Annotated in this window: 18 protein-coding genes; 10 read left to right on the forward strand and 8 right to left on the reverse strand. The window is 73.9% G+C overall.

Going from position 1 to position 21,273, the window contains the following annotated elements; translation table 11 throughout:
* Window positions 1-150 precede the first annotated feature (150 nt).
* The 5 genes from EV372_RS17510 to EV372_RS17530 all read left to right on the forward strand — a co-directional run bounded on the left by EV372_RS17510 (window position 151) and on the right by EV372_RS17530 (window position 4,688).
* Window positions 151-1,407, forward strand: coding sequence for a RodZ domain-containing protein (locus EV372_RS17510; RefSeq protein ID WP_130396850.1), 1,257 nt, complete (start codon window positions 151-153; stop codon window positions 1,405-1,407).
* A gap of 172 nt (window positions 1,408-1,579) precedes the next feature.
* Window positions 1,580-3,022, forward strand: a complete 1,443-nt coding sequence (gene rimO / locus EV372_RS17515; RefSeq protein WP_130396851.1) for a 30S ribosomal protein S12 methylthiotransferase RimO — start codon at window positions 1,580-1,582, stop codon at window positions 3,020-3,022.
* Window positions 3,019-3,624 carry a CDP-diacylglycerol--glycerol-3-phosphate 3-phosphatidyltransferase gene (gene pgsA / locus EV372_RS17520; protein ID WP_019606859.1) on the forward strand — a complete coding sequence of 202 codons (606 nt, stop codon included), beginning with the start codon at window positions 3,019-3,021 and terminating at the stop codon, window positions 3,622-3,624. Before rimO ends, pgsA begins: the two co-directional genes overlap by 4 nt.
* Entirely contained in the window at window positions 3,621-4,172 is a 552-nt protein-coding gene (locus EV372_RS17525; RefSeq protein WP_130396852.1) for a CinA family protein, read from the forward strand. The genes pgsA and EV372_RS17525 overlap by 4 nt, the downstream gene beginning before the upstream one ends.
* Window positions 4,173-4,331: 159 nt before the next feature.
* Entirely contained in the window at window positions 4,332-4,688 is a 357-nt protein-coding gene (locus EV372_RS17530; protein WP_013151706.1) for a helix-turn-helix domain-containing protein, read from the forward strand.
* 105 nt (window positions 4,689-4,793) lie between these two features.
* On the opposite strand, the gene EV372_RS17535 is transcribed toward EV372_RS17530, so the two are convergent.
* The 5 genes from EV372_RS17535 to EV372_RS17555 all read right to left on the reverse strand — a co-directional run bounded on the left by EV372_RS17535 (window position 4,794) and on the right by EV372_RS17555 (window position 10,429).
* Window positions 4,794-5,258 carry an RrF2 family transcriptional regulator gene (locus tag EV372_RS17535; RefSeq protein WP_013151707.1) on the reverse strand — a complete coding sequence of 155 codons (465 nt, stop codon included), beginning with the start codon at window positions 5,256-5,258 and terminating at the stop codon, window positions 4,794-4,796.
* 237 nt (window positions 5,259-5,495) lie between these two features.
* Window positions 5,496-6,968, reverse strand: coding sequence for a glycoside hydrolase family 3 N-terminal domain-containing protein (locus tag EV372_RS17540; RefSeq protein ID WP_130396853.1), 1,473 nt, complete (start codon window positions 6,966-6,968; stop codon window positions 5,496-5,498).
* Window positions 6,969-7,103: 135 nt separating this feature from the next.
* Entirely contained in the window at window positions 7,104-8,072 is a 969-nt protein-coding gene (locus EV372_RS17545; RefSeq protein ID WP_130396854.1) for a carbohydrate ABC transporter permease, read from the reverse strand.
* The gene (locus EV372_RS17550) at window positions 8,069-9,061 is read right to left on the reverse strand and encodes a carbohydrate ABC transporter permease (RefSeq protein WP_130396855.1); all 993 of its coding nucleotides are present in this window, start codon (window positions 9,059-9,061) and stop codon (window positions 8,069-8,071) included. The genes EV372_RS17545 and EV372_RS17550 overlap by 4 nt, the downstream gene beginning before the upstream one ends.
* Window positions 9,062-9,151: 90 nt before the next feature.
* Window positions 9,152-10,429 (reverse strand): extracellular solute-binding protein, encoded by a 1,278-nt coding sequence (locus tag EV372_RS17555; RefSeq protein ID WP_130396856.1) that lies wholly within the window; start codon window positions 10,427-10,429, stop codon window positions 9,152-9,154.
* Between the two features lie 274 nt (window positions 10,430-10,703).
* Here EV372_RS17555 and EV372_RS17560 point away from each other — a divergent pair, with 274 nt between their 5' ends.
* Window positions 10,704-11,918, forward strand: coding sequence for an ROK family transcriptional regulator (locus EV372_RS17560; protein WP_130396857.1), 1,215 nt, complete (start codon window positions 10,704-10,706; stop codon window positions 11,916-11,918).
* 213 nt (window positions 11,919-12,131) lie between these two features.
* Here EV372_RS17560 and EV372_RS17565 read toward each other — a convergent pair whose 3' ends face one another.
* Window positions 12,132-12,683, reverse strand: coding sequence for a GNAT family N-acetyltransferase (locus EV372_RS17565; protein ID WP_130396858.1), 552 nt, complete (start codon window positions 12,681-12,683; stop codon window positions 12,132-12,134).
* Window positions 12,684-12,909: 226 nt separating this feature from the next.
* Window positions 12,910-13,410, reverse strand: coding sequence for a carboxymuconolactone decarboxylase family protein (locus EV372_RS17570; RefSeq protein ID WP_130396859.1), 501 nt, complete (start codon window positions 13,408-13,410; stop codon window positions 12,910-12,912).
* 157 nt (window positions 13,411-13,567) lie between these two features.
* Between EV372_RS17570 and sigJ the strand changes: the two genes are divergently transcribed.
* Complete coding sequence (gene sigJ, locus EV372_RS17575) at window positions 13,568-14,455, forward strand: RNA polymerase sigma factor SigJ (protein WP_130396860.1); 888 nt, start codon at window positions 13,568-13,570, stop codon at window positions 14,453-14,455.
* 72 nt (window positions 14,456-14,527) lie between these two features.
* On the opposite strand, the gene EV372_RS17580 is transcribed toward sigJ, so the two are convergent.
* Window positions 14,528-19,057 (reverse strand): ATP-dependent helicase, encoded by a 4,530-nt coding sequence (locus tag EV372_RS17580; protein ID WP_130396861.1) that lies wholly within the window; start codon window positions 19,055-19,057, stop codon window positions 14,528-14,530.
* A 75-nt stretch (window positions 19,058-19,132) separates the two neighbouring features.
* Between EV372_RS17580 and EV372_RS17585 the strand changes: the two genes are divergently transcribed.
* The 3 genes from EV372_RS17585 to recX all read left to right on the forward strand — a co-directional run bounded on the left by EV372_RS17585 (window position 19,133) and on the right by recX (window position 21,216).
* A complete protein-coding gene (locus EV372_RS17585) occupies window positions 19,133-19,327 on the forward strand; it encodes a DUF3046 domain-containing protein (protein ID WP_130396862.1) in 195 nt (64 codons plus the stop codon).
* Between the two features lie 175 nt (window positions 19,328-19,502).
* Window positions 19,503-20,639 carry a recombinase RecA gene (gene recA, locus EV372_RS17590; RefSeq protein WP_013151718.1) on the forward strand — a complete coding sequence of 379 codons (1,137 nt, stop codon included), beginning with the start codon at window positions 19,503-19,505 and terminating at the stop codon, window positions 20,637-20,639.
* Window positions 20,632-21,216, forward strand: coding sequence for a recombination regulator RecX (gene recX, locus EV372_RS17595; protein ID WP_130396863.1), 585 nt, complete (start codon window positions 20,632-20,634; stop codon window positions 21,214-21,216). The genes recA and recX overlap by 8 nt, the downstream gene beginning before the upstream one ends.
* Window positions 21,217-21,273 lie beyond the last annotated feature (57 nt).

Below are 21,273 nucleotides of genomic sequence, written 5' to 3' on the forward strand. Positions count from 1 at the left end.
TTCCCGAAACTCCACTGGCATCCCTTAAAAACAGGCATGCCCGATTTGGTGGGATCTTGGAGGCTTCATGGGGCGTGGTGACCTGCGCGAAAGCGCTCCGGGCGGCAGAGTGGTCTCTTGCAGCTACACACAGTCGCGGGGGGAGTGCGCATGGCGACGATCGGTCAGACCCTGTCCGCCGCCCGGGTCGCGGCGGGGTACACGGTCGCGGACCTCAGCATCCGTACACGTATCCGGGAACCCGTCCTCACGGCCATCGAGCGGGAGGACTTCTTCTCCTGCGGCGGGGACTTCTACGCACGCGGCCACATCCGCGGCATCTGCCGCACGCTCGGTCTGGACCCGGCGCCGCTCCTGGCCGAGTACGACCGCGAGCACGCGTCCCGCGCCATACCCGCCTTCGTCCCCCCGCAGCGCCACCCGGCGTCCGTGCCCGAGGCGGCGCGCGTGGCCGCCGCCGCGCGCGCCGAGACCCGTCCGGGGGAGGATGGGGAGGCGGTGATGGCCCACCGCTTCGGCGAGGACGACTCCGGAGTCGGCGCCCAGCGCTGGGGCCACTTCGAACGCAGGCAGTTCCTGACGCGCCAGCCCGACGAGGAGCCCCAGGAGCCCCAGGAGCCCCAGGAGCCCCAGGAGCGCCGGGGGTCCCGCAGGCCGCGCCGGGCCGGGTGGATCCCCGGCCCCCGCGAGACCGCGGAGGGGCGCCGTCACCGTGCCCGGGCCCCCGAGGACGGGGACCCCGAGGGCGGGGCTCCCGAGGACAGGGCCGCCGACGCGGGTCCCGCCCGGGTCGGTTCCGCGCAGGTCGGCCCCGTGCGGAGCGGGCGCGCCGACGGCAGGCACCGCGGCGGCGGGCCCCGGAGCGCCAGGCACCAGGGGGGCGGGACCCGGGTCGGCAGGCACGGCCGGGGCGACCCCGTCACCCGCCCCGTGGTCGTCGCCGCCCGCCCCCGGCCCGTCGACGCCGTCCGGCGCCACTGGCCCTGGGCCGTGGTCGGGGCCATCTTCCTCCTGGCGCTCTTCGTCGGGGTCCGCACCTGGCAGGACTGGGACGCGGGCAACCCGCTGCGCTCGGCCTTCGACTCCTCCACCACCGAGAGGACCGTCGACTCCGCCGTGGGGGCGGAGGAGGCCGCGGCGGAGCAGGGGCCCGTCGAGTTCACCGTCGAACTCGGCGCCTCCGGACGCAGCTGGGTCGAGGTCAGCGGGGCCGACGGCGAGGACCTCTACGTCGGCTACCTGCTGGAGGGCGACGTCAAGGAGTACGTGACCGAGGACATGCTCAACCTGTGGGTCGGCGACGCAGGGGCGGTCAGCGTGACCGTCGACGGCGAGAGCTCCGGACCCCTCGGCCTTCCGGGCGAGGTCAAGGAGATCGTCATCGGCCCGGACGGCGTGCAGCAGTGACCGGACCGCGCCCCGGCCCGGAGCGATCCGGGCCGGGGTACGGGCGGGTGAGCCGACCAAGGTAATGTGGGGGGCTGCGGGCGGCGCCGGGCTGCGCCGTGCACTGAGCACGGCCGACCGGTCCGGGACGGCCCCCCGCGCCACCCGAAGCTCTCCCACACGCTTGGAAGCCATGTCATCGCGCCGTACTGTCTCACTCGTCACCCTGGGGTGTGCGCGTAACGAGGTCGACTCCGAAGAGCTGGCCGGGCGCCTGTCCGCTGGCGGCTGGGACCTCGTCGAGGGCGACACCGAGGCCGACGTCACCATCGTCAACACCTGCGGGTTCATCGACGCGGCCAAGCAGGACTCCATCGAGACCCTCCTGGAAGCGGCGGAGAACGGCGGCAGAGTCGTCGCCGCCGGGTGCATGGCCGAGCGCTACGGCTCCGAGCTGGCCCAGGCCCTGCCCGAGGCGCAGGTCATCGGATTCGACGACTACGCCGCCATCAGCGACCGGCTCGACGACGTCGTGGCCGGGCGGACCCTGGTCCCGCACGACCCCCGCGACCGGCGCACGCTGCTGCCGATCAGCCCGGCCGAGCGCGACGCCTCCCAGGCCCACGTCCCCGGCCACGCCAGCTTCGCCGAATCCGCCGGGGCCGAGGGCACCGAGCTGCCCTACCGCGCCTCCGTCCCGCGCCGCCGCCTGGTCGGCGGACCGGTGGCCAACCTCAAGATCGCCTCGGGCTGCGACCGGCGCTGCACCTTCTGCGCCATCCCGACCTTCCGGGGGGCCTACCTCTCCCGCCGCCCCGACGACATCGTGCGCGAGGCCGAGTGGCTGGCCTCCGAGGGCGTGCGCGAGGTGTTCCTGGTCAGCGAGAACTCCACCTCCTACGGCAAGGACCTGGGCGACGTGCGCGCCCTGGAGAAGCTCCTGCCCCGCCTGGCCGCCGTCGAGGGCCTGGAGCGGGTCCGGGTCAGCTACCTCCAGCCCGCCGAGGTCCGCCCCGGCCTGGTGGACGTGCTCACCGGGACCCCCGGCGTGGTGCCCTACTTCGACCTGTCCTTCCAGCACGCCAGCGGCACCCTGCTGCGCCGCATGCGCCGCTTCGGCGACCGCGAGCGCTTCCTGGAGCTGCTGGACACGGTCCGCAAGCGCGCCCCCGAGGCGGGCTCGCGCTCCAACTTCATCGTGGGCTTCCCCGGTGAGACCGAGGCCGAGTTCGAGGACCTGGTCTCCTTCCTCTCCGAGGCCCGACTGGACGCCATCGGCGTGTTCGGCTACTCCGACGAGGAGGGCACCGAGGCCTTCGGCCACGAGGGCAAGCTGCCCGACGAGGTCGTCGCCGAGCGCGTGGACCGGCTCAACCGCCTCTCCGAGGAGCTGATGGCCCAGCGCGCCGAGGAGCGGATCGGTTCGGAGGTCACCGTCCTGGTGGAGACGGTGCTGGAGGACGGCGCCTACGAGGGCCGCGCCGAGCACCAGGCGCCCGAGGTGGACGGCAGCACGATCCTCTACGGCGAGGGCCTCGCCGTCGGCGACCTGGTGCGCGCCACCGTCATCCAGTCGGCCGGAGCCGACCTCATCGCGGAGCAGGACGACACCCACGGGGAAGCCGCGGACAGATGAGCACCCCCGACCCCGCGGCCACCCCCGCCCCCCGCGTTCCCCTGTGGAACATCGCGAACATCCTCACGATGAGCCGCCTGGTCATGGTGCCGCTCTTCGTGTGGCTCATGTTCCTGGACGGCTCGTGGTGGCGGTTCGCCGCCTTCTCCGTCTTCGTGCTGGCCGCCATCACCGACCGTGTCGACGGCGAGATCGCCCGCCGCCGCAACCTGGTCACCGACTTCGGCAAGATCGTCGACCCCATCGCGGACAAGGCGCTCACCGGCTCCGCGCTGGTGGTGCTCTCCCTCCAGGGCGACCTGTGGTGGTGGGTGACCATCGCCATCCTGGTCCGCGAATGGGGCATCACGGCGCTGCGCTTCGCGGTCCTGCGCTACGTGGTCATGCCGGCCAGTCAGGGCGGCAAGCTCAAGACGGTCCTGCAGATCGTCGCGATCAGCGTCTACCTCTTCCCGCTCCAGGTGCTGCCCTTCAGCGAGGTCTTCGTCTGGTTCGCGCACGTCGTGATGGCCGCCGCGCTGGCGGTCACCCTGTGGACCGGCCTGACCTACGTGTTCGACGCCGTCCGCGCGGTGCGCGCCCGCAAGGGCCCCGCCGCGTGACGGGGGAGCAGGGCCCGCCGGACGCCGGCGACCCGGACCCGCGTGCCGGGGCGCTGGCCGCGGCCGGGGCCGCCCACCGGGCCCTGCTCGCCGCCGGCGCCACCTGCGCCACCGCCGAGTCGCTGACCGGCGGCCTCATCGGCGCCCACCTCACCGCGATCCCGGGCGCCTCGGGCACCTACCGGGGCGGTGTCGTGGCCTACGCCACCGACGCCAAGGACAGCGTCCTGGGCGTGCCCGCGGACCTCCTGGCCGAGCACGGCGCCGTCCACCCGGAGGTGGCCGGGCACATGGCGCTCGGAGTCCGCCGCCTGCTGGGCTCCGACTACGGCGTCGCGGTCACCGGCGTGGCCGGACCCGACCCCCAGGACGGCCAGCCCGTCGGTACGGTCTTTGTGGCCGTCGCCACGCCCGACGGGGCCACACGGGGCCGCCGTTTCCGTTTCACCGGGGACCGTGCGGGTATCCGATACCGCACGGTCGAGGGGGCGCTGCTGCTCCTGGACACCGCTGTGCGCGGGAGCACGGAAGGAAACGCCCGAGGCTGAACTTTTCGGGCTGTTCTTCCTTTCCCCACCCTTGGGAACAAAACCACCCCCGGGCGGGGTTCCCCCTCCAGCGAACAGGACGGCAAGAGGTGCCCGAATCGGGCGTGGGACAGGTACGGTGGTGTATATGAAGGTCGCTACCGGTGGGAGGGAGCGCGAATGATGGTCCTGCTTCGTCACCTACTTGGTGACGTGCTCAGGCGGCTCCGGCAGCGCCAGGGCCGCACCCTCCGTGAGGTGTCGGCCGATGCACGTGTATCCCTCGGTTACCTGTCGGAGGTCGAGCGCGGGCAGAAGGAAGCCTCTTCCGAACTGCTCTCCTCGATCTGCGGGGCGCTGGGCGTCCCGCTCTCGCAGGTACTGAGAGAGGTCTCCGACCAGCTCGCCCTCGCCGAGCTCCAGGAGGCCGCGCTGCTGGGTGACGCGGTCACGACCGACCCCGTCTCCGCCCAGGACCTCGGCATCGACCCGGTACCGGATCGCGTTCCCCAAGTCGCCGACATGGTGGGGGTCTGACCCCTCCTCGGAACTGTCCGTCCATCGTCACCGTGACCACGACGAAGGAGCCGACCAGACGGTCGGCTCCTTCGGTGTTCACGGGACCTGCGCCCGGGGCGGCGGTCAGCGGTGGGTGTGGTTCACCCAGGCCTCGGGGTCCTCGGCCAACGAGCGCACCGTCTCGGGCAGCTCGTTGGTCACCAGGTGCTGGAGGTTGACGCCCTCCAGGATCGCGCGCTCGCTGGCGCGCAGGGCGATCCACACCTGCTGGAGGCTGCGGGCCGCGCCGTCGTAGTCCACGTGCTCGGGCCGCTCCCCGCGCACGTTGGCGAGCGGTCCGTCGACCGCGCGGATGATGTCGGCCAGGGAGATCTCCCCCGCCGGACGGGCCAGCCAGTAGCCGCCGACGGGGCCGCGCTGGCTGCGTACCAGACCGGCCCGGCGTAGCTGGGTGAGGATGTTCTCGAGGAATTTTCCGGGGATGGCCTGCGCGCGTGCGAGCTGTTCGGCCGTCACCGGCCCCTCGTCGGCGACGGCGAGTTCCGCCGCCGCGCGTAGCGCGTAGTCGACCCGGGCTGAAAGGCGCATGCTGTGATTATGCCGTGTGTAAGTGGGCGAATGGGGCACCGGTCGTCGACGGGGACGCCGTCGACCGGGATGCTTCAGGCCAAGGGTACTTCTCCTACCGGGTTGCGGGGACATCGGTGACGTCCCCGCTCTCGGGGTGTCCCGCCCCAGTATGTCCGCCGCGGTGACGAGCGTCACCGGAACGCGCCGGCCCGGCCGGTCCGCGACCGGCCGGGCCGGGGAGCGCGGCCGTGGCGCTCAGCCCACGCCGGGGGAGGGAGCGCCCACCGGGGCCCCCAGCAGCTCCGCCGCGCTCAGCCCGTTCACGTGCGCGGCGCCGTAGGTGCTCACGTGCGCGCCGCAGTCGGGCCGCCAGATGGGCAGCCCCATCTCCACCACCACGGCGTCGGGGTGGGAGCTGAGCAGGCGGTTGACGAGCGCCTGGGCGGAGGGGTAGCGGTGCGCGTCCCGCACCACCACGACCAGGTCGCGGTCCCGGGCGCTGGCGGCCAGCCGGTCGGCGTGCGCGACGTCGGGGGAGACCCGCTCGGTGCTCGGGAACCAGGGGGACAGGCCCCAGGGGACCTCGCCCACCGCCATGCCGGAGGGGGCGTCCACCTCCACCACGTAGGGGTCCGCCAGCGGCGGCAGGTCGCCGTCCACGCGCACCGCGCGGCGGGCGCCGACCAGGCCCACCCCGTCGGCCGCGGGCGCGTCCGAGCGCCGGGTCTGGGCCGCGCGGATCCAGGTCCGCAGCTCGGCGTTGCGCCCGGCGGCCTCCTCCAGGCGCTCCCCGGGCAGGCGGCCCTCCCGGACCGCGTCCACCAGCGCGGCGCGGATCAGCTCGACCTGGTCGGCGTAGACGAACCGGCCCAGGCACAGCAGGTCCACCCCGGCGGCCACCGCGCGCACGCAGGCCTCGGGGATGCCGATCCGGCCGCTGACGCCCTGCATGTCCATGGCGTCGCTGACCACGGTGCCGGTGAAGCCCAGCTCGCCGCGGAGCAGGTCGTTGAGGATGCGCGGGGTGAGCGTGGCGGGGCCGTCGCCGCCCAGGCCGGGCATCTCGATGTGCGCGGTCAGGATCGACCGGACGCCCGCCTCCACGGCCGCGCGGAAGGGCCGCAGCTCGCGGCGGTGCAGGAGGTCGGCGTCGGCCTCCACGCGCGGCAGCACGTGGTGGGAGTCCTGGGAGGTGGCGCCGTGGCCGGGGAAGTGCTTGGCGCACGCGGCCACGCCCGCCTCCTGGAGGCCGAGCACGGCTGCCGCCGCGTGCCGGGCCACCAGTTCGGGGTCGGAGCCGAAGGAGCGGGTGCCGATCACCGGGTTGTCGTCGGCGACGTTGACGTCCACCGAGGGCGCCAGGTCCAGGTTGAAGCCCAGTTCGGCCAGGCGTCCGCCCAGGGAGCGCAGGGTGGCGCGGGTCAGGCCGGGGTCGTCCACCGCGCCCAGGGCCGCGTTGCCGGGGTAGTCGCTGCCCTGCGCCTGGCCGATGCGGGTGACGTCGCCGCCCTCCTCGTCCAAGGAGATCAGCGGGGTGTCGGTGACCCCGGCCAGGGTCGCGTTGAGCGCGGTCACCTGCTCGGGGCCGTCCAGGTTGTTGTGGAACAGACAGACACCGGAGATCCCGTCCGCCAGACCCTCCAGGACCCAGCGCGGGGCTTGGTAGGACTCGAAGGGCACCAGCAGCGTGGCGTTGGCCAGACGCGCCAGGGTCGGGTCGTACGGCATGACGAACTCCGTTCGGTGAGCGAAGGGGTGCCCGTGGTCGGGCAGACGAAGGGCGGGGAAACGGGGGGGGAGGGCGCGCCCGGGGCGGGGCCCGCGGTGTCCGTCGCGGGACCCGCCCCGGCGGGAGGGACGCGGTCAGCCCTTGACCGCGCCCATGGTCAGGCCGGAGACCATGCGCCGCTGGACGAACAGGAAGAAGATCATCACGGGGATGGTCAGCAGGGTGGAGGCGGCCATGATCGGCCCCCACTCGGTGCCGAACCGGCCGAAGTAGTAGGACAGCGTCAGCGGCAGCGTGTAGTTGTCGGTGCTGCGGCCCAGGAACGTCAGCGCGACGATGAACTCGTTCCACGCGGTGATGAAGGCGAAGATGCTCGCCGCGACCAGGCCCGGCGCGACCAGGGGCATCAGGATGCGCCAGAAGACGGTCCAGGAGCTGGCGCCGTCGATGGCCGCGGCCTCCTCCAGCTCCTTGGGCACCGCGGCCACGAAGCCCCGCAGCATCATGATGGTGATCGGCAGGGACACGGCCGTGTACACGATGAGCAGGCCGGACAGGTTGCCGAGCAGCTGCACGCCGCTGACGTCGGACAGCTGCCGGAAGTTGATGAAGATGGAGATGATCATCGCCTCCATCGGCACCATCTGGATCACCAGCAGCAGGATGATGAAGGCGGTGCGCAGCCGGAAGCGGAACCGGGCCACGGCCACGGCGGCCAGCAGCGACAGGAACGCTCCCATGGCCACGGAGGCCACGGTGAGGAACAGGCTGTTGCCCAGGAACTGCCAGAAGTTCACCCCGGGGATCAGCTGGCCGTTGAGCACCCGGTCGAAGTGCTCCAGGGTCGGCGCCGTCGGGAAGATCGTCTGGTCGCGGGTGAAGATCTCGCCCACCGGCTTGAAGGCCGTGATGACCATCCAGTACACGGGGAACACCGAGAACAGGAACACCGCGAGGCCGGCCAGGTACAGCGGCAGGCGCCGCAGCCGGCGCAGCGGGCCGCGGCGGTAGACGCGCCGGGGGCCGCTCGGGCCGCCCGTCCCGGCGCCCCCGGTGGCGCGCTCGCGGACGGCGGAGGCGGAGGTCTGGTCGATCGCGGTCATCGGGTCTCCCCCTGGCGGATCATGATGCGCAGGTAGTACGCGGTGACGGCGAGGATCATCACGGTCATGACCACCGCGATCGCCGAGCCCATGCCGTAGTTGGCCGGGCTGGCGCTGAAGCCCTGCTGGTAGATGTAGTACGAGAGCAGGTAGACGTCCTTGTTCTGGAAGCTGTTCGCCAGGATGTAGAGCTGGGTGAACACGCGCAGGTCCCAGATGATCTGGAGGACCAGCAGCAGGGCGAACAGCGGGCGCAGCATCGGGAACGTGACGTTCCAGAAGGCCTTCCAGCCGCCCGCGCCGTCCATCCTCGCGGCCTCGTACAGCTCGTAGGGGATGCTCTTGAGCCCGGCGAGCACGGAGACGGCCACGAAGGGGAAGGACTGCCAGACGATCACGGTGACGAGGATCGAGAACAGCGGGAGCGGTTCGAGGAACCAGTTGTACTGCAGCCATCCGCTGCCCACCAGCCAGTCCGGCATCCGGTCCAGGATGACGTTGACCAGGCCCCGCTCGGGCAGGAACAGCCAGCGGAAGACCAGGGAGGCGCTCAGCGCGGGGGTGGCCCAGGCGAGCATCATGCCCAGGGCCACGAACCCCGAGAACCACTTGGGAAGCTTGTTCAGCAGCAGCCCCACGAGGGTGCCCAGCACCATCGTGATGCCGACCATCAGCACGCAGACCACGACCGTGTTGCGCAGGATCCCCCAGAACTCGGGGTCGGTCAGCAGGGTCTGGTAGTGGGCGAAGCCGTTCCAGGCCGGGCCGGGCTGGTTCGGCAGGAGGTTGCGGGTGGTGAAGCTGGTGAGCGAGTACCACACCATCTGCACGATCGGCCACAGCAGCACGACCGCGAGGAGGATCAGGGCCGGTGCGATGAGCAGGTACGGGGTGGGGAGCGCGCGGCGGCGGGGCGCGGGCTCGGAGACGGGGGCCTTCACGGCCTCCTCCCGCTCGCGCGCGGGCGCTGGTTCGACGGTTTGTGCCATGGTCTTCTCAATCGAGGCGTGGGCCGACCGCGGCGGGCGGGGCCGTTGGACCCCGCCCGCGCGCAGCTCTACTCAGTCAGGCGGGACGGGCTACTCGACCGGCTCGTTGAGGATCGAGGTCAGCTCCTCGTTGGCCGCCGCCAGGACCTCCTCGGCGTCGCCTCCCTGCACGATCTCCAGGACGGCGCCCGGCAGGATCTTGTTGTCCTGGTCGGCCGCGGTCCAGCGCGGGGTGGTCGGGAAGAACTGGGTGTGCTGCATCTGCTCGGCGGCCGCGGCGGTGGCGGGGTCCTCCTGGTACTCCTCGCTCTCCAGCAGGTGCGGGTAGGCCGGGAAGAAGCCCGCGACGTCGGCGTAGCCCTGGCCGCCCTCCTCGTCACCGAGGACGGTGAGCAGCTCGAAGGCCAGGTCCGGGTGCTCGGTGGTGGTGAACACCGTCAGGGCGGAACCGCCCGCGAAGGCCGGGGCGATGCCCTCGGCGCCGGGGATGGGCGCGGCGACGATGTTCTCGATGACCGCCGGGTCCGCGGCCTGCTCCTCCATGGAGCCGACCGCCCAGCCGCCGTCGATGTACATGCCCAGCTCGCTGTTGGCCATGTCGGCCAGCGCGATGAGCTCGTTCTGGCCGACGTAGTCCTGCGGCGAGATGCCGTCGGTGGTCAGGCTGGCGTAGAACTCGATGGCCTCGACGGTGGCGGGGTCGGTGAGCTTGCCCTCCCACTCCTCGCCGTTCTGCTCCGCGATCGAGCCGCCGTTGCTCCAGATGAAGCTGGCGATGCCGTTGGTGAAGTCGGTCGGCGCGGCGAAGCCGGGGACGTCGTACTCCTCCTCGATGGCCCCGGCCACCTCGACGAGCTCGTCCCAGGTCGTCGGCGGCTCGTGGCCGATCTCCTCCAGCCAGTCCGCGCGGTAGTACAGGGTGCGCACGCCCGAGAACCACGGGACGCCGTACTGGACGCCCTCGTAGGTGCCGTATTCCAGGGCGTTCTCGTCGATGCCCGCGGCGGCGTCCCAGCCGCCGACCTGCTCGGTGATGTCCATCAGGGCGCCCTGCGCGGCCCAGCCCGCGACCTGGTCGTTGCCGACCTCCAGCACGTCGGGGGCGTCGCCGCCGGCGAGGGCGTTGGTGATGGCCTCCTGCGCGTCGGGCCAGGGGATGAACTCGACGTTGACGGCCACGTCCGGGTTGCTCTCCTGGAAGCGCGCCTCGACGTCCTCGAAGTACTCGACGAGGGGCTCCTGGGAGGTGCCCATGACCCAGACGGTCAGGCTGTCGGCCTCGCCGCCCCCGTCACCGGAGTCGGAGCCGCCGCACGCGGAGGCGAGCAGGACCACGGCCGTGGCCGCGGCGATCTTGGGGAACCTCATCTGTATCTCTTCTCCCTTCGCACGACGCGCCGGGGTGCGACGCCTGTGCTCGAACCGACCTGGGATGATCGTGGGAATCACCCCGCGGCTCGACGTCTTGTGGGGGTTGTGCTGGGATAGCACGTTGGCCGCCCCGCCGGAGCGGGTACCGGGAGGGCCCAGCGAGTATCGGAAGGGCCCGAAGCGGGCCTTACGAGGACGTGACCTCCTGTGAGGTTGTGAGCTAAATTAACAGGAAACTTTCCTAATAAAAACAGGGTGAGGTGTCACGGTTATGTCTCAACGTCCGGGGACTCCCCGGCTGCTACGCCAGCTCAACGACCGCGCGGCACTGGAACTGCTCCTGTCCGCGGGGCCCTTGACCAGGACGCAGCTGGGAACGCGTACCGGCCTTTCCAAGGTGACCGCCTCCCAGCTGCTCGCGCGGCTGGAGGAGCGGGACCTGGTGCGCGTCGTGGGCAGCCAGGCGGGCGGTCGGGGGCCCAACGCCGCGCTGTACGCGGTGGTGCCCGAGAGCGCCTACGTCGCGGCCCTGGACGTCAGCGCGAGCCGGGTGACCGCGACGATCGCCGACATCACGGGCCGGATCGTCAGCGACGTCGCGGTCGATCCCAGCGCCTCCGACGACCCCGTCGCGCTCGTCCACACCGCGGTGATGCGCCTGGCCGACACGGCGGGGGTCGCGCTGGACAGGGTCCGCGCCTGCGTCATCGGCACCCCCGGCGTGGTCGATCCCCGCACCGGCGACATCCGCTTCTCCTTCGACCTGATGTCCTGGCACGAGGGCATCCTGGAGGCCCTGCGCGCCGACCTCAAGCGCTCGGTCATGATCGAGAACGACGTGAACCTGGCCGCCCTGGCCGAGCACTCCGAGGGCGCCGCCGCGGGGGTGGCCGAGTTCGTCCTCATCTGGCTCAGCGCCAACGGCGGCGTGGGGATGTCCACCATGATCGACGGCCGCATCCACCGGGGCCGTTCGGGCGGCGCGGGCGAGATCGGCTACCTGCCCGTGCCCGGGGCGCCCATGCCCACCGACGTGGGCCTGTCCGGTGGCTACGAGTCCTTGCGCGACGGTGCGAGCCGCGAGCTTCCCCACGGGTTCCAGGCGCTGGTCAAGGCGGGGCAGGTGGTCGAGCTGGCCGCCGGGTACGGCATCGAGGGCACCGACGTCACCGAGGTGGTCGGGGCGGCCGCCGCCGCGGAGACCCCGGAGGCGGACGCCTTCCTGAACGACTTCGCCGAGCGCCTGGCCCGCGGGGTGGCCGCCGTCGCGGTGATCCTGGACCCCGGCCTGGTGGTGCTCGGCGGGGACGTGGCCCGGGCGGGCGGTGTGAAGCTGGCCGAGCGGGTCCAGGCGGCCACCGCGCGCATCGCCCCGAACGCGACCGAGGTCGCGCTGGGAAGGGTGGAGGGCAGCCCGGTGGTGCGGGGCGCGCTGCTGCACGCCCTGGAACGGGCGCGGGAGGACGTCTTCTCCTCGACGGTCTGAACCCGGCGGGCTCCGGCCCCATGGGAGCCCTCCCACGGCGGCGGGCGCGGGCTCTCGCCAGCGGATGCCCGTCTCCAGCGGTCGCCTGTGTCCAGCGGTCCCTTCCGGCCGAGTCCCGCGGTCCCGGGCGGCCGCGCCCCGGTGTTCCTCACCCGGCCGGGGCGCGGCCGCCCGGCTCCCGTGAAGGGCGCCGGGCAGCCGCGCGCGGAGGGCTCAGGACGGCCGGACCAGCCCCCGGACCATCACCACGCGCGGCAGCACCCGGATGCCCGCCCGCTCCTCGGCCCGCCAGACCCCCTCCAGGCCCGGGCCCCACTCCGCCCGGGGGAGCACGGAGAACCCCCGGGCCGCGTACCAGGGCCCGTTCCACGGCAGGTCCCGGAAGGTGGTGAGGGTGAGGCGGGTGTGACCGGCGGCAGCCGCCTCGGCGCACACCGCCTCCAGCAGGGCGCCGCCGATCCCGCGCCTGCCGTGGTCGGGGTGCACGGCCAGCTGCTCCAGGTGCGGGCGCCCGTCCACGGTCACCGTCGCGGCCAGGCCGACCACGGAGCCGTTCGCCGCGGGGTTCCCGACCGGGCTTCCCAGGGAGTCCTCGGCCGGGGCCGCGGCCGTGTCCCCAGCGGGTTGCTCGGCCACCAGGACCCGCTCCGCGTGCGCGAGCACCTCCCTCGGGTCGTCGGGGGGCAGCACCACCCCGGCGGCGGCGAACACGGTGTCCGCCGCCAGCGACACCTCCACCACGCGCGGTTCGTCCTCCGCCCGCATCGGTCGGATCCCCGGTCGTCCCACCGGCCCCCCTCGTGCTCGTGCTCTCTGCTGTGCGGACGCCATCCTGGCCGGTTCCGGCCGCCGCGGCCAGTCGTTTCCGCGTTCCGCTCCGGTGGGCCGGAGGGGGCGCGGGCCCGCCCGTGCGCGCTCGCGCGGGCGGGCCCCGCGACGCCGCCGAGCCCGACCGCGCCCGGGGCGGGACCTCACCCCGGGCGGTGCGGGGTCAGTCCCGCCACTGCTCGGCGGGCGCCACGCCGGGGAGGGGCCTGCCGATGAGGGCGAGGGGGGCGAAGAAGCCGACCTGGCCGATCGCCATGATCAGCGTGGCGAGCGCCCTGTCGTCGTAGTGGGCGGACGCGGCGGCGTACAGGTCGTCGCCGACGCGTTCGCCGTGCGGGTTGGCGGTGAGGACGGCCTCCAGCAGCGCCAGCGCGATCCGCTCGGCGTCGGTGAAGCAGGGCGCGTCCCGCCAGGAGGCCACGGCGGTGATGCGCTCCTCGGACTCCCCTGCCCCGCGGAGGTTGCCGGTGTGCAGGACGGTCAGGTAGGTGTTCCCGAGGATCTGGCCGGCGCGCAGCTGCACCAGGCCCACGGTGGCCCGCGGGACCGAGCCGTTCCCGGTGGCCGCGAACAGCGCCTTGCTGACCTCTCCCAGCTCGGGAACGAGTACGGCGGGGTTGGGCAGTCGGGACTGGGTCTTCTCCCGGCTGGCGGTGGTGCTCATGATGCGGTGTCCTTTCGGTGCTCCGGTCGTCACGTCGTCGTGATCACAGCCATGACGGACGGGCCGCCGCGGATGTGACCGGGCGGACGCGGTCACATCCGCGGCGGCGGGATCGTCAGTGTGGTGGCACCCGAGAAGGCGACATCGAGAGGCGATCATGGGCGAGAGCGACTTCCTGGCCGAGCGGTTCGAGGAGCACCGCGTCCACCTCCGGGCGGTGGCCTACCGCATGCTCGGCTCCCTGGCCGAGGCCGACGACGCCGTCCAGGAGGCATGGCTGCGGCTCGCCCGCTCCGACGCCCAGGGGATCGGCAACCTCGGCGGCTGGCTGACCACGGTCGTCGGCCGGGTCTGCCTGGACATGCTGCGTTCGCGCGCGCAACGCGGCGAGACCCCCTTGGAGGCACGTCTGCCGGACCCGATCGTGAGCGAACCGGCCACCGACCCCGAGCACGTGGCGCTGACGGCCGACTCGGTCGGGCTGGCCCTGCTGGTGGTCCTGGAGTCGCTCAACCCGGCCGAACGGCTGGCCTTCGTCCTGCACGACATGTTCGGCCTGCCGTTCGAGGAGATCGCCCCGATCGTCGACCGCACCCCGGCCGCGGCCCGCAAACTCGCCAGCCGCGCCCGCGCCCGCGTCCGTGGGGCCGCCCCCGAACCCGACCCCGACCCGGTCGCCCAGCGCCGCGTCGTGGACGCCTTCCTCCGAGCCGCGCGCGGCGGCGACCTCGACGCCCTGGTGGCCGTTCTCGACCCCGACGTCGTGCTGCGTGTCGACGGCGGGAACGCTCTGCCCGGCGGTATGAGGGTCCTGCGGGGCCGGGAGGCGGTGGCCGGTCAGGCCGCCACCTTCCACCGCATGGCCACCCTCTCGACCAGCCGTCCCGCACTGGTCAACGGCAGGGCCGGTCTGGTCAACACCCTCGACGGCGCGCTGCTCTCGGTCATGGGGTTCACCGTCACCGACGGGAGGATCACCGCGATCGAGATCCTGTCCGACCCCGAACGCCTCGACGCCGTCGACCTCGCGGACCCGGGGCGCTGATCCGGCCCGCCCCGGCACCGGCGCGTCGGTGCCGGGAGCTGTGGGAGGGGAGGCCGGGGCGGGGCCGGATCCTCAGGGGCGCAGGCGCAGCCCCTTCGGGGTCACGTGGAACCCCGCCGCCACCAGCGCGGCGTCCACCGGCGTCGCGAACACCTCGGCCCCGTCGGCGCGCTCCACCGTCAACGCTCCCGCGCGTCCGTCCCGCACCGCCCCGGCCAGGGCGCGGGCCGCCCGCTCCAGCAGGGCGGGCGGCGAGCCGAAGGTCAGCACCGAGCGGCCGCCCCGCCCCACGTACAGGGTCAGCCGACCCCCGTCGACGACCACCAGGGAACCCGCCGACCGGCCCGGCCTGGCCTGGGCGTCCCCGGGCCAGGGCAGGTCCGTGCCGAACGGGTTCGCCGGGTCGGTCGCCGCCAGCACCACTGGTTCCGCCGCGCCGACGGAAACCGCGCGCAGCCGGTCCACGGCGCCCGGCAGCGCGAACTGGGCGCCGCCCAGCCCGTCCACGAAGTAGCCGCGGCGCACCCGGCCCGACTCCTCCATCGTCCGCAGCACCCGGTACTCGTCCGGGGAGATCCGCCCGCCCTGGTAGCCGCGCACCAGCACGCCCCGGCGCTCCAGCCGCGCCTCCAACCGCGCCAGGACCCGCCTGGTGGGATCGCCCTCCCGTTCGGGCAGGGCCCACCACCGCCCCGCGGCCGTGGGCGGTCCCGACCGGGTGGGCAGCACCGGACGCGCCAGCCGCCCCGCACGCGAGGGCGCGCGACGCGGGGCCGCCCCCGAGCCCAGTACCGCGCGCAGCGGGGCCAGGGTGTCGTTGGTGACACAGCCCGACCACACCAGCTCCCACAGCGCCGCGACCAGCTCCGCGTCCGTCACCGCCGAGCCCCCCGACGCGCCCGCCACACGGTCGGCGACGTCGCGGAAGAACAGCGCCCCGCCCCCGCGCAGCGCCTCCAGCACCGCGTGGGCCGTGGAACCCTCCCGCGGCGGCACCGGTTCGGGCAGCAGCAGGGCCGCCTCGTCGGCCGGGGCCAGACACACCCACCCGTCCTGCCCGGGCAGCGCGCCCGCACCGGCCCACACGACCTCGCCCGCCTGCGTCAGCTCGTCCAACCGCCGGGGCGCGTAGTCCTCCACACGGGAGGGCAGCACGAGGGTCTCCAGCGCCGACGCCGCCACCGTCGCGCCGCGCAGCGACTCCACGGCCTCGAACACCGCGTCCGGTCCGCGCCACCGCTCACCCGCGACGGCGCGCTGCCACACCGGCGCGAACGCGGCCAGGGCGGTCTGCGCGACCGGCTCCACCTCGCTGCGCAGCCTCGCCACCGACCCGCGCCGCAGCCGCCGCAGCACGTCGGCGTCGCACCACTCGGTGCCCGTCCCGCCCGGCCGGAACCCGCCCTGGTGGACGCGCCCCAGCCGGGACAGCTCCCGCAGCACGCCCTCCACCACGTCCGCGCCGAGCCCCAGCCGCGCCGCCGCCTCCCCGGAGGAGAACGGCCCGTGCGTGCGCGCGTAGCGCGAGACCAGGTCGCGGGTCGGCGCCTCCACCGGCTCCAGGAGGGCCCCGGCGACACCGGAGGGCGGCCGCGCGCCCAGCGCGTCGCGCAGCCGCGCCGCGTCCTCCACCGCGCACCAGCGCTCGGCGCCCGCCACGGCCATCCGCACCACCCGGCCCGCGGACTCCAGCTCCTCCAGCCACTCCCGCCGGGCTCCCCGGGCCCCGGCCTCCTCCGTGGTCAGCGGCCCCACCTCGCGCAGCAGGTCGGCCGCGCCCTCGGCGTCCCGGGCGCCCGAGCCGGGGGCGGTCCGCTGCAACAGCGCGCCGACCTCCTCCACCACGCGCGGGTCGAGCAGTTCCCGCAGGTCCGCCTCGCCCAGCAGGTCGGCCAGCAGCGAGGCGTCCAGGGTCAGCGCCTGCGCGCGCAGCTCGGCCGCGGGGGCGTCCCCCTCGTACAGGAACGCCGCCGTGTACTCCATCATCAGCGAGCGCGCGAACGGCGACGCCGCCTCGGTGCGCGCCTCCACCACCCGTGTCCGGCGGGACCGGATGCCCTCCAGCGCCTCCACCAGGGCGGGCACGTCGAACACGTCCCGCAGGCACTCGCGCACCGCCTCCAGCACGATCGGGAACGACCCGTAGCGGCCCGCCACCGACAACAGGTTGGAGGCCCGCAGCCGCTGCTGCCACAGCGGCATCCGCCGGTCCGGCCGCTGGCGGGGCAGCAGCAGGGCCCGCGCCGCGCACTCGCGGAACCGCGCGGCGAACAGCGCCGACCCGGGCAGCTCCCCGGTGACCGCCTCCTCCACCTCCTCGGGGTCCAGCGCCACCAGGTCGGCCAGCTCGCCCGGCCGGTCCCAGCCCCCGGCGTCCGGCAGGCGCAGCACGATCCCGTCGTCGCCGTGGACGACCTGCGCGTCCGCGCCGAACCGGTCCCGCAGCCGCCGGGCCAGGGCCATCGCCCACGGCGCGTGCACCCGCGCGCCCAGCGGGGAGTGCACGACCGCGCGCCAGTCGCCGACCTGGTCACGGAAGCGCTCGACGAGCACGGTCCGGTCGTCGGGCACGTGCCCGGTGGCCTCCCGCTGCTCGGAGACGTACTCCACCAGGTTGCGCGCGGCCCACGCGTCCAGCCCCGCCCCCTCGGCCAGGGCCAGCGCCTCCGTCGGCTCCGCCGCGGCCAGCTCCCGGGTCAGGGCGCCCACCGCCCGGCCCAGCTCCGCGGGCCTGCCCTGCGCGTCGGCCTTCCAGAACGGCATCCGGCCCGGCCGCCCCGGCGCGGGGGAGACCAGCACCCGGTCGGCGGTGATCGCCTCGATCCGCCACGAGGTGGACCCCAGCACGAACACGTCGCCCACCCGCGACTCGTAGACCATCTCCTCGTCCAGCTCGCCGACCCGGGTGGGCGCCCGTCCCGGCGCGGGGTCCCCGTCCCGCCCGGTCAGGTGCACCCCGTACACGCCCCGGTCGGGGATGGTGCCGCCGCTGACCACCGCCAGCCGCTGCGCGCCAGGGCGCGCCCGGAGCACGTCCGCCTCCCGGTCCCACACCAGGCGGGGGCGCAGCTCGGCGAACTCGTCCGAGGGGTAGCGGCCGGAGAGCATGTCCAGGACCGACTCCAGCACCGTGTCGGCCAGGTCGGCGAAGGGCGCGGCCCGCCGGACCAGGGCGGCCAGTTCGGACACCGGCCAGTCGTCCATGGCGGCCATCGCCACGACCTGCTGGGACAGCACGTCCAGGGGGTTGCGCGGCATCTCCAGGCGCTCGATGGCGCCCGCGCGCATCTGCCCGACCACCACGGCCGTCGCCAGCAGGTCGCCCCGGAAGCGGGGGAGGAACACCCCGCGCGAGGTCTCGCCCACCTGGTGCCCCGCCCGGCCGACCCGTTGCAGGCCGCTGGCCACCGACGGCGGCGAGGCCACCTGCACCACCAGGTCGACCGCGCCCATGTCCACACCCAGCTCCAGGCTGGAGGTGGCCACCACGCAGCGCAGCCTCCCCTGCTTCAGCTCGTCCTCGATCAGGGTCCGCTCGGCCTTGGACATCGAGCCGTGGTGGGCGCGGGCGACCACCGGCGGGCCGCCGCGGCTGTGCCCGGACTGGGCGATGACCTGGGCGGGCACCTCCTCCGGCGGCAGACGCCTGCCGTGCCGCTCGGCGTACAGGTCGTTGACGCGGGCGCACAGCTTCTCCGCGGTGCGGCGTCCGTTGGTGAACACGATGGTGGAGCGGTGGGCCTCCACCAGGACCAGGACCCGCCGCTCCACGTGCGGCCACAGGGACCCGCCGCCCGCGCCCCGGGCGTCCCCGTCGCCCTCCGCGCCGCCGGAGGGGCCGGTCGGCTCCGGGACGCCGGGCTCCTCCATGTCGGGGACGGGCACCACCACGCGCAGGTCCATGCCGGGGGAGCCGGGCGGGGCCACGACGTCCGCGCCGCCCAGGAACCGCGCCACCAGGTCGGGCGGGCGCACGGTCGCCGACAGGCCGATCCGCTGCGCCGGGCGGTCCAGCAGGGCGTCCAACCGCTCCAGGCTCAGCGCCAGGTGCGCGCCGCGCTTGCTCCCCGCGAGCGCGTGCACCTCGTCGACGATGACCGTCTCCACCCCGGCCAGCCCCTCCCTGGCCCGCGAGGTGAGCACGAGGAACAGCGACTCGGGCGTGGTGATGAGCACGTCCGGCGGCCGGGTGGCGAGCCTGCGCCGCTCGGCGGCGGGGGTGTCGCCGGTGCGCACCCCCACGGTGACCGGGGACAGCGCGTGCCCCCCGGCCTCGGCGGCGGCCGCGATCCCGGCCAGGGGGACGCGCAGGTTGCGCTCCACGTCCGCCGCGAGGGCCTTGAGCGGGGACACGTACAGCACCCGGCAGCGGCGGGCGCGGTCCTCGGGGACGGGGGCCGAGGACAGCCGGTCCAGCGACCACAGGAAGGCCGACAGGGTCTTGCCCGAGCCGGTCGGGGCCACCACCAGGGTGTTCCTCCCGCGCTGGACCGACTCCCAGGCGCCGGTCTGGGCGGGGGTGGGGCCCGCGGGGAAGGCCCGGTCGAACCAGGCCCTGGTGGCGGGTCCGAAGCGTTCGAGGGGGCTGGGCTCACGGCTCATGCCGCCAGTGTGCCCGCGGGCGGCGACAAAGGGGAGGGGGCGCGGCGGACGCCGCCATCACCGATACTGGGCCCGATGAGACTCACGGTTTTCTGGCACAACATGCACGAGCAGTTCGGCGAGGCCTACGCGCAGAGCGTGGCCCGCGACCACGTCCTGGAGGGGCTCGGGTCCCGCACGGTCGAGCAGGCCCTCGCCGACGGGGCGGCGCCCAAGGAGGTGTGGCGCGCCGTGTGCGACGCCTTCGACCTGCCCGCCTCCAGACGCTGATCCGGCGGCGGACCTCCCGCGAGGCCGCATCCGTTTCGTACGCCACATCGAACACAGGTTCGGGTAGGGTGGGTTATCCACAGGCGGACGTGGGACGTCGCGATTGTCGTAGCGACCGCGTAGCGTCGTGCTCACCATGAAGAAAAAGGCATCCACCCAACAACAGGGGTATCCCGTGGCATCTGGAGACCGAGACAAGGCTCTCGAAACAGCGCTCGCCCAGATCGAGCGGCAGTTCGGCAAGGGCTCCATCATGCGCCTGGGCGACGACGACCGCCCGCCGGTGGAGTCGATCCCCACCGGGGCGATCGCGCTCGACGTGGCGCTCGGCATCGGAGGCCTGCCCCGGGGCCGCGTCGTGGAGATCTACGGCCCCGAGTCCAGCGGTAAGACCACCGTCGCCCTGCACGCGGTGGCCAGCGCCCAGCGGATGGGCGGCATCGCGGCCTTCGTCGACGCCGAGCACGCGCTCGACCCCGAGTACGCCAAGAAGATCGGCGTCAACACCGACGACCTGCTGCTCTCGCAGCCGGACACCGGCGAGCAGGCGCTGGAGATCGTCGACATGCTCATCCGCTCCGGCGCGGTCTCCATCATCGTCATCGACTCCGTGGCGGCCCTGGTGCCCCGCGCCGAGATCGAGGGCGAGATGGGCGACAGCCACGTCGGACTCCAGGCCCGCCTGATGTCCCAGGCGCTGCGCAAGATCGCCGGTGCGCTCCACCAGACCAACACCACCGCGATCTTCATCAACCAGCTGCGCGAGAAGGTCGGCGTCATGTTCGGCTCGCCCGAGACGACGACCGGCGGCAAGGCGCTCAAGTTCTACGCCTCAGTGCGCCTGGACGTGCGCCGCATCGAGACGCTCAAGGACGGCACCGACGCGGTCGGCAACCGCACCCGCGTCAAGGTCGTCAAGAACAAGGTCGCGCCGCCCTTCAAGCAGGCCGAGTTCGACATCCTCTACGGGGTGGGCGTCTCGCGCGAGGGCAGCCTCATCGACCTGGGCGTGGAGCACGGCATCGTCCGCAAGTCGGGCGCCTGGTACACCTACGAGGGCACCCAGCTGGGCCAGGGCAAGGAGAACGCGCGCAACTTCCTGCGCGAGAACGCCGACATGGCCAACGAGGTCGAGAAGAAGATCAAGGAGAAGCTGGGCGTGCCCGTCAAGGGCGACGACAGCGCCTCCGGCCCGGCCGCCGAACCGGCCAAGGCCGCCGCGGAGGCGGCTGCGGACCCGGCCGCCGCGGCCAAGGCACCCGCCAAGCGCGCCGCGGCCAGGACCCCCAAGGCGCCCGCGGCTGATGCGTGAGGGGAGCCGGTCCCCGGACCGGCGCCACCCCGAGGACGACGGCCCCTCCCCGGGCGGGGCGGCCCCGCCCGGGAAGGACCCCGAGGCCGAGGCCCGCGCCCTGGTCCTGCGGATGCTCACCCACTCCCCGCGCACCCGCGCCCAGCTGGAGCGGGCGCTGCACCGCCGGGAGTACGAGGAGGAGGTCGTCACCTCGGTCCTGGACACGTTCGGCGAGGCCGGGCTGATCGACGACGCCGCCTTCTCCCAGGCCTGGGTGTCCTCCCGCCACCACGGCAGACGGCTCTCCCGCCGCGCCCTGGCCCAGGAGCTGCGCACCCGCGGCGTGGAGGAGGACACCGTCCGGGAGGCCGTCGGCGAACTCAGCGACCAGGACGAGGAGGAGGCCGCCCGCGACCTGGCGCGCCGCCGCCTGGCCGCCACCCGGGGCAGGGACGAGGAGACGCGGATCCGCCGCGCCCTGGGCTTCCTGGCCCGCAAGGGCTACTCCGCGGGCCTGTCCTACCGGGTGGTCCGCGAGGAACTCGAACGCGAGGGCGTGGAGGCCGAACTCCACGCCCCCGACCCCGACTTCTGAGCCGTCGCCGCCGACAGCGGTCGGGCCGGTGGCGTCCTGCGCTGGGACCGCCCGCCC

It is taken from the genome of Nocardiopsis sp. CNZ308, assembly GCF_004217075.1.

What these genes read in the sequence shown, in the direction of transcription:
- EV372_RS17550 (WP_130396855.1), bottom strand. Translation starts at nt 9,061, where the DNA reads ATGGCACAAACCGTCGAACCAGCGCCCGCGCGCGAGCGGGAGGAGGCC.
- EV372_RS17570 (WP_130396859.1), bottom strand. Translation starts at nt 13,410, where the DNA reads ATGAGCACCACCGCCAGCCGGGAGAAGACCCAGTCCCGACTGCCCAAC.
- EV372_RS17580 (WP_130396861.1), bottom strand. Translation starts at nt 19,057, where the DNA reads ATGAGCCGTGAGCCCAGCCCCCTCGAACGCTTCGGACCCGCCACCAGG.
- pgsA (WP_019606859.1), top strand. Translation starts at nt 3,019, where the DNA reads ATGAGCACCCCCGACCCCGCGGCCACCCCCGCCCCCCGCGTTCCCCTG.
- EV372_RS17585 (WP_130396862.1), top strand. Translation starts at nt 19,133, where the DNA reads ATGAGACTCACGGTTTTCTGGCACAACATGCACGAGCAGTTCGGCGAG.
- EV372_RS17540 (WP_130396853.1), bottom strand. Translation starts at nt 6,968, where the DNA reads ATGCCGTACGACCCGACCCTGGCGCGTCTGGCCAACGCCACGCTGCTG.
- EV372_RS17530 (WP_013151706.1), top strand. Translation starts at nt 4,332, where the DNA reads ATGATGGTCCTGCTTCGTCACCTACTTGGTGACGTGCTCAGGCGGCTC.
- EV372_RS17565 (WP_130396858.1), bottom strand. Translation starts at nt 12,683, where the DNA reads ATGCGGGCGGAGGACGAACCGCGCGTGGTGGAGGTGTCGCTGGCGGCG.
- EV372_RS17545 (WP_130396854.1), bottom strand. Translation starts at nt 8,072, where the DNA reads ATGACCGCGATCGACCAGACCTCCGCCTCCGCCGTCCGCGAGCGCGCC.
- EV372_RS17560 (WP_130396857.1), top strand. Translation starts at nt 10,704, where the DNA reads ATGTCTCAACGTCCGGGGACTCCCCGGCTGCTACGCCAGCTCAACGAC.
- sigJ (WP_130396860.1), top strand. Translation starts at nt 13,568, where the DNA reads ATGGGCGAGAGCGACTTCCTGGCCGAGCGGTTCGAGGAGCACCGCGTC.
- recX (WP_130396863.1), top strand. Translation starts at nt 20,632, where the DNA reads ATGCGTGAGGGGAGCCGGTCCCCGGACCGGCGCCACCCCGAGGACGAC.
- EV372_RS17555 (WP_130396856.1), bottom strand. Translation starts at nt 10,429, where the DNA reads ATGAGGTTCCCCAAGATCGCCGCGGCCACGGCCGTGGTCCTGCTCGCC.
- rimO (WP_130396851.1), top strand. Translation starts at nt 1,580, where the DNA reads ATGTCATCGCGCCGTACTGTCTCACTCGTCACCCTGGGGTGTGCGCGT.
- EV372_RS17535 (WP_013151707.1), bottom strand. Translation starts at nt 5,258, where the DNA reads ATGCGCCTTTCAGCCCGGGTCGACTACGCGCTACGCGCGGCGGCGGAA.
- EV372_RS17510 (WP_130396850.1), top strand. Translation starts at nt 151, where the DNA reads ATGGCGACGATCGGTCAGACCCTGTCCGCCGCCCGGGTCGCGGCGGGG.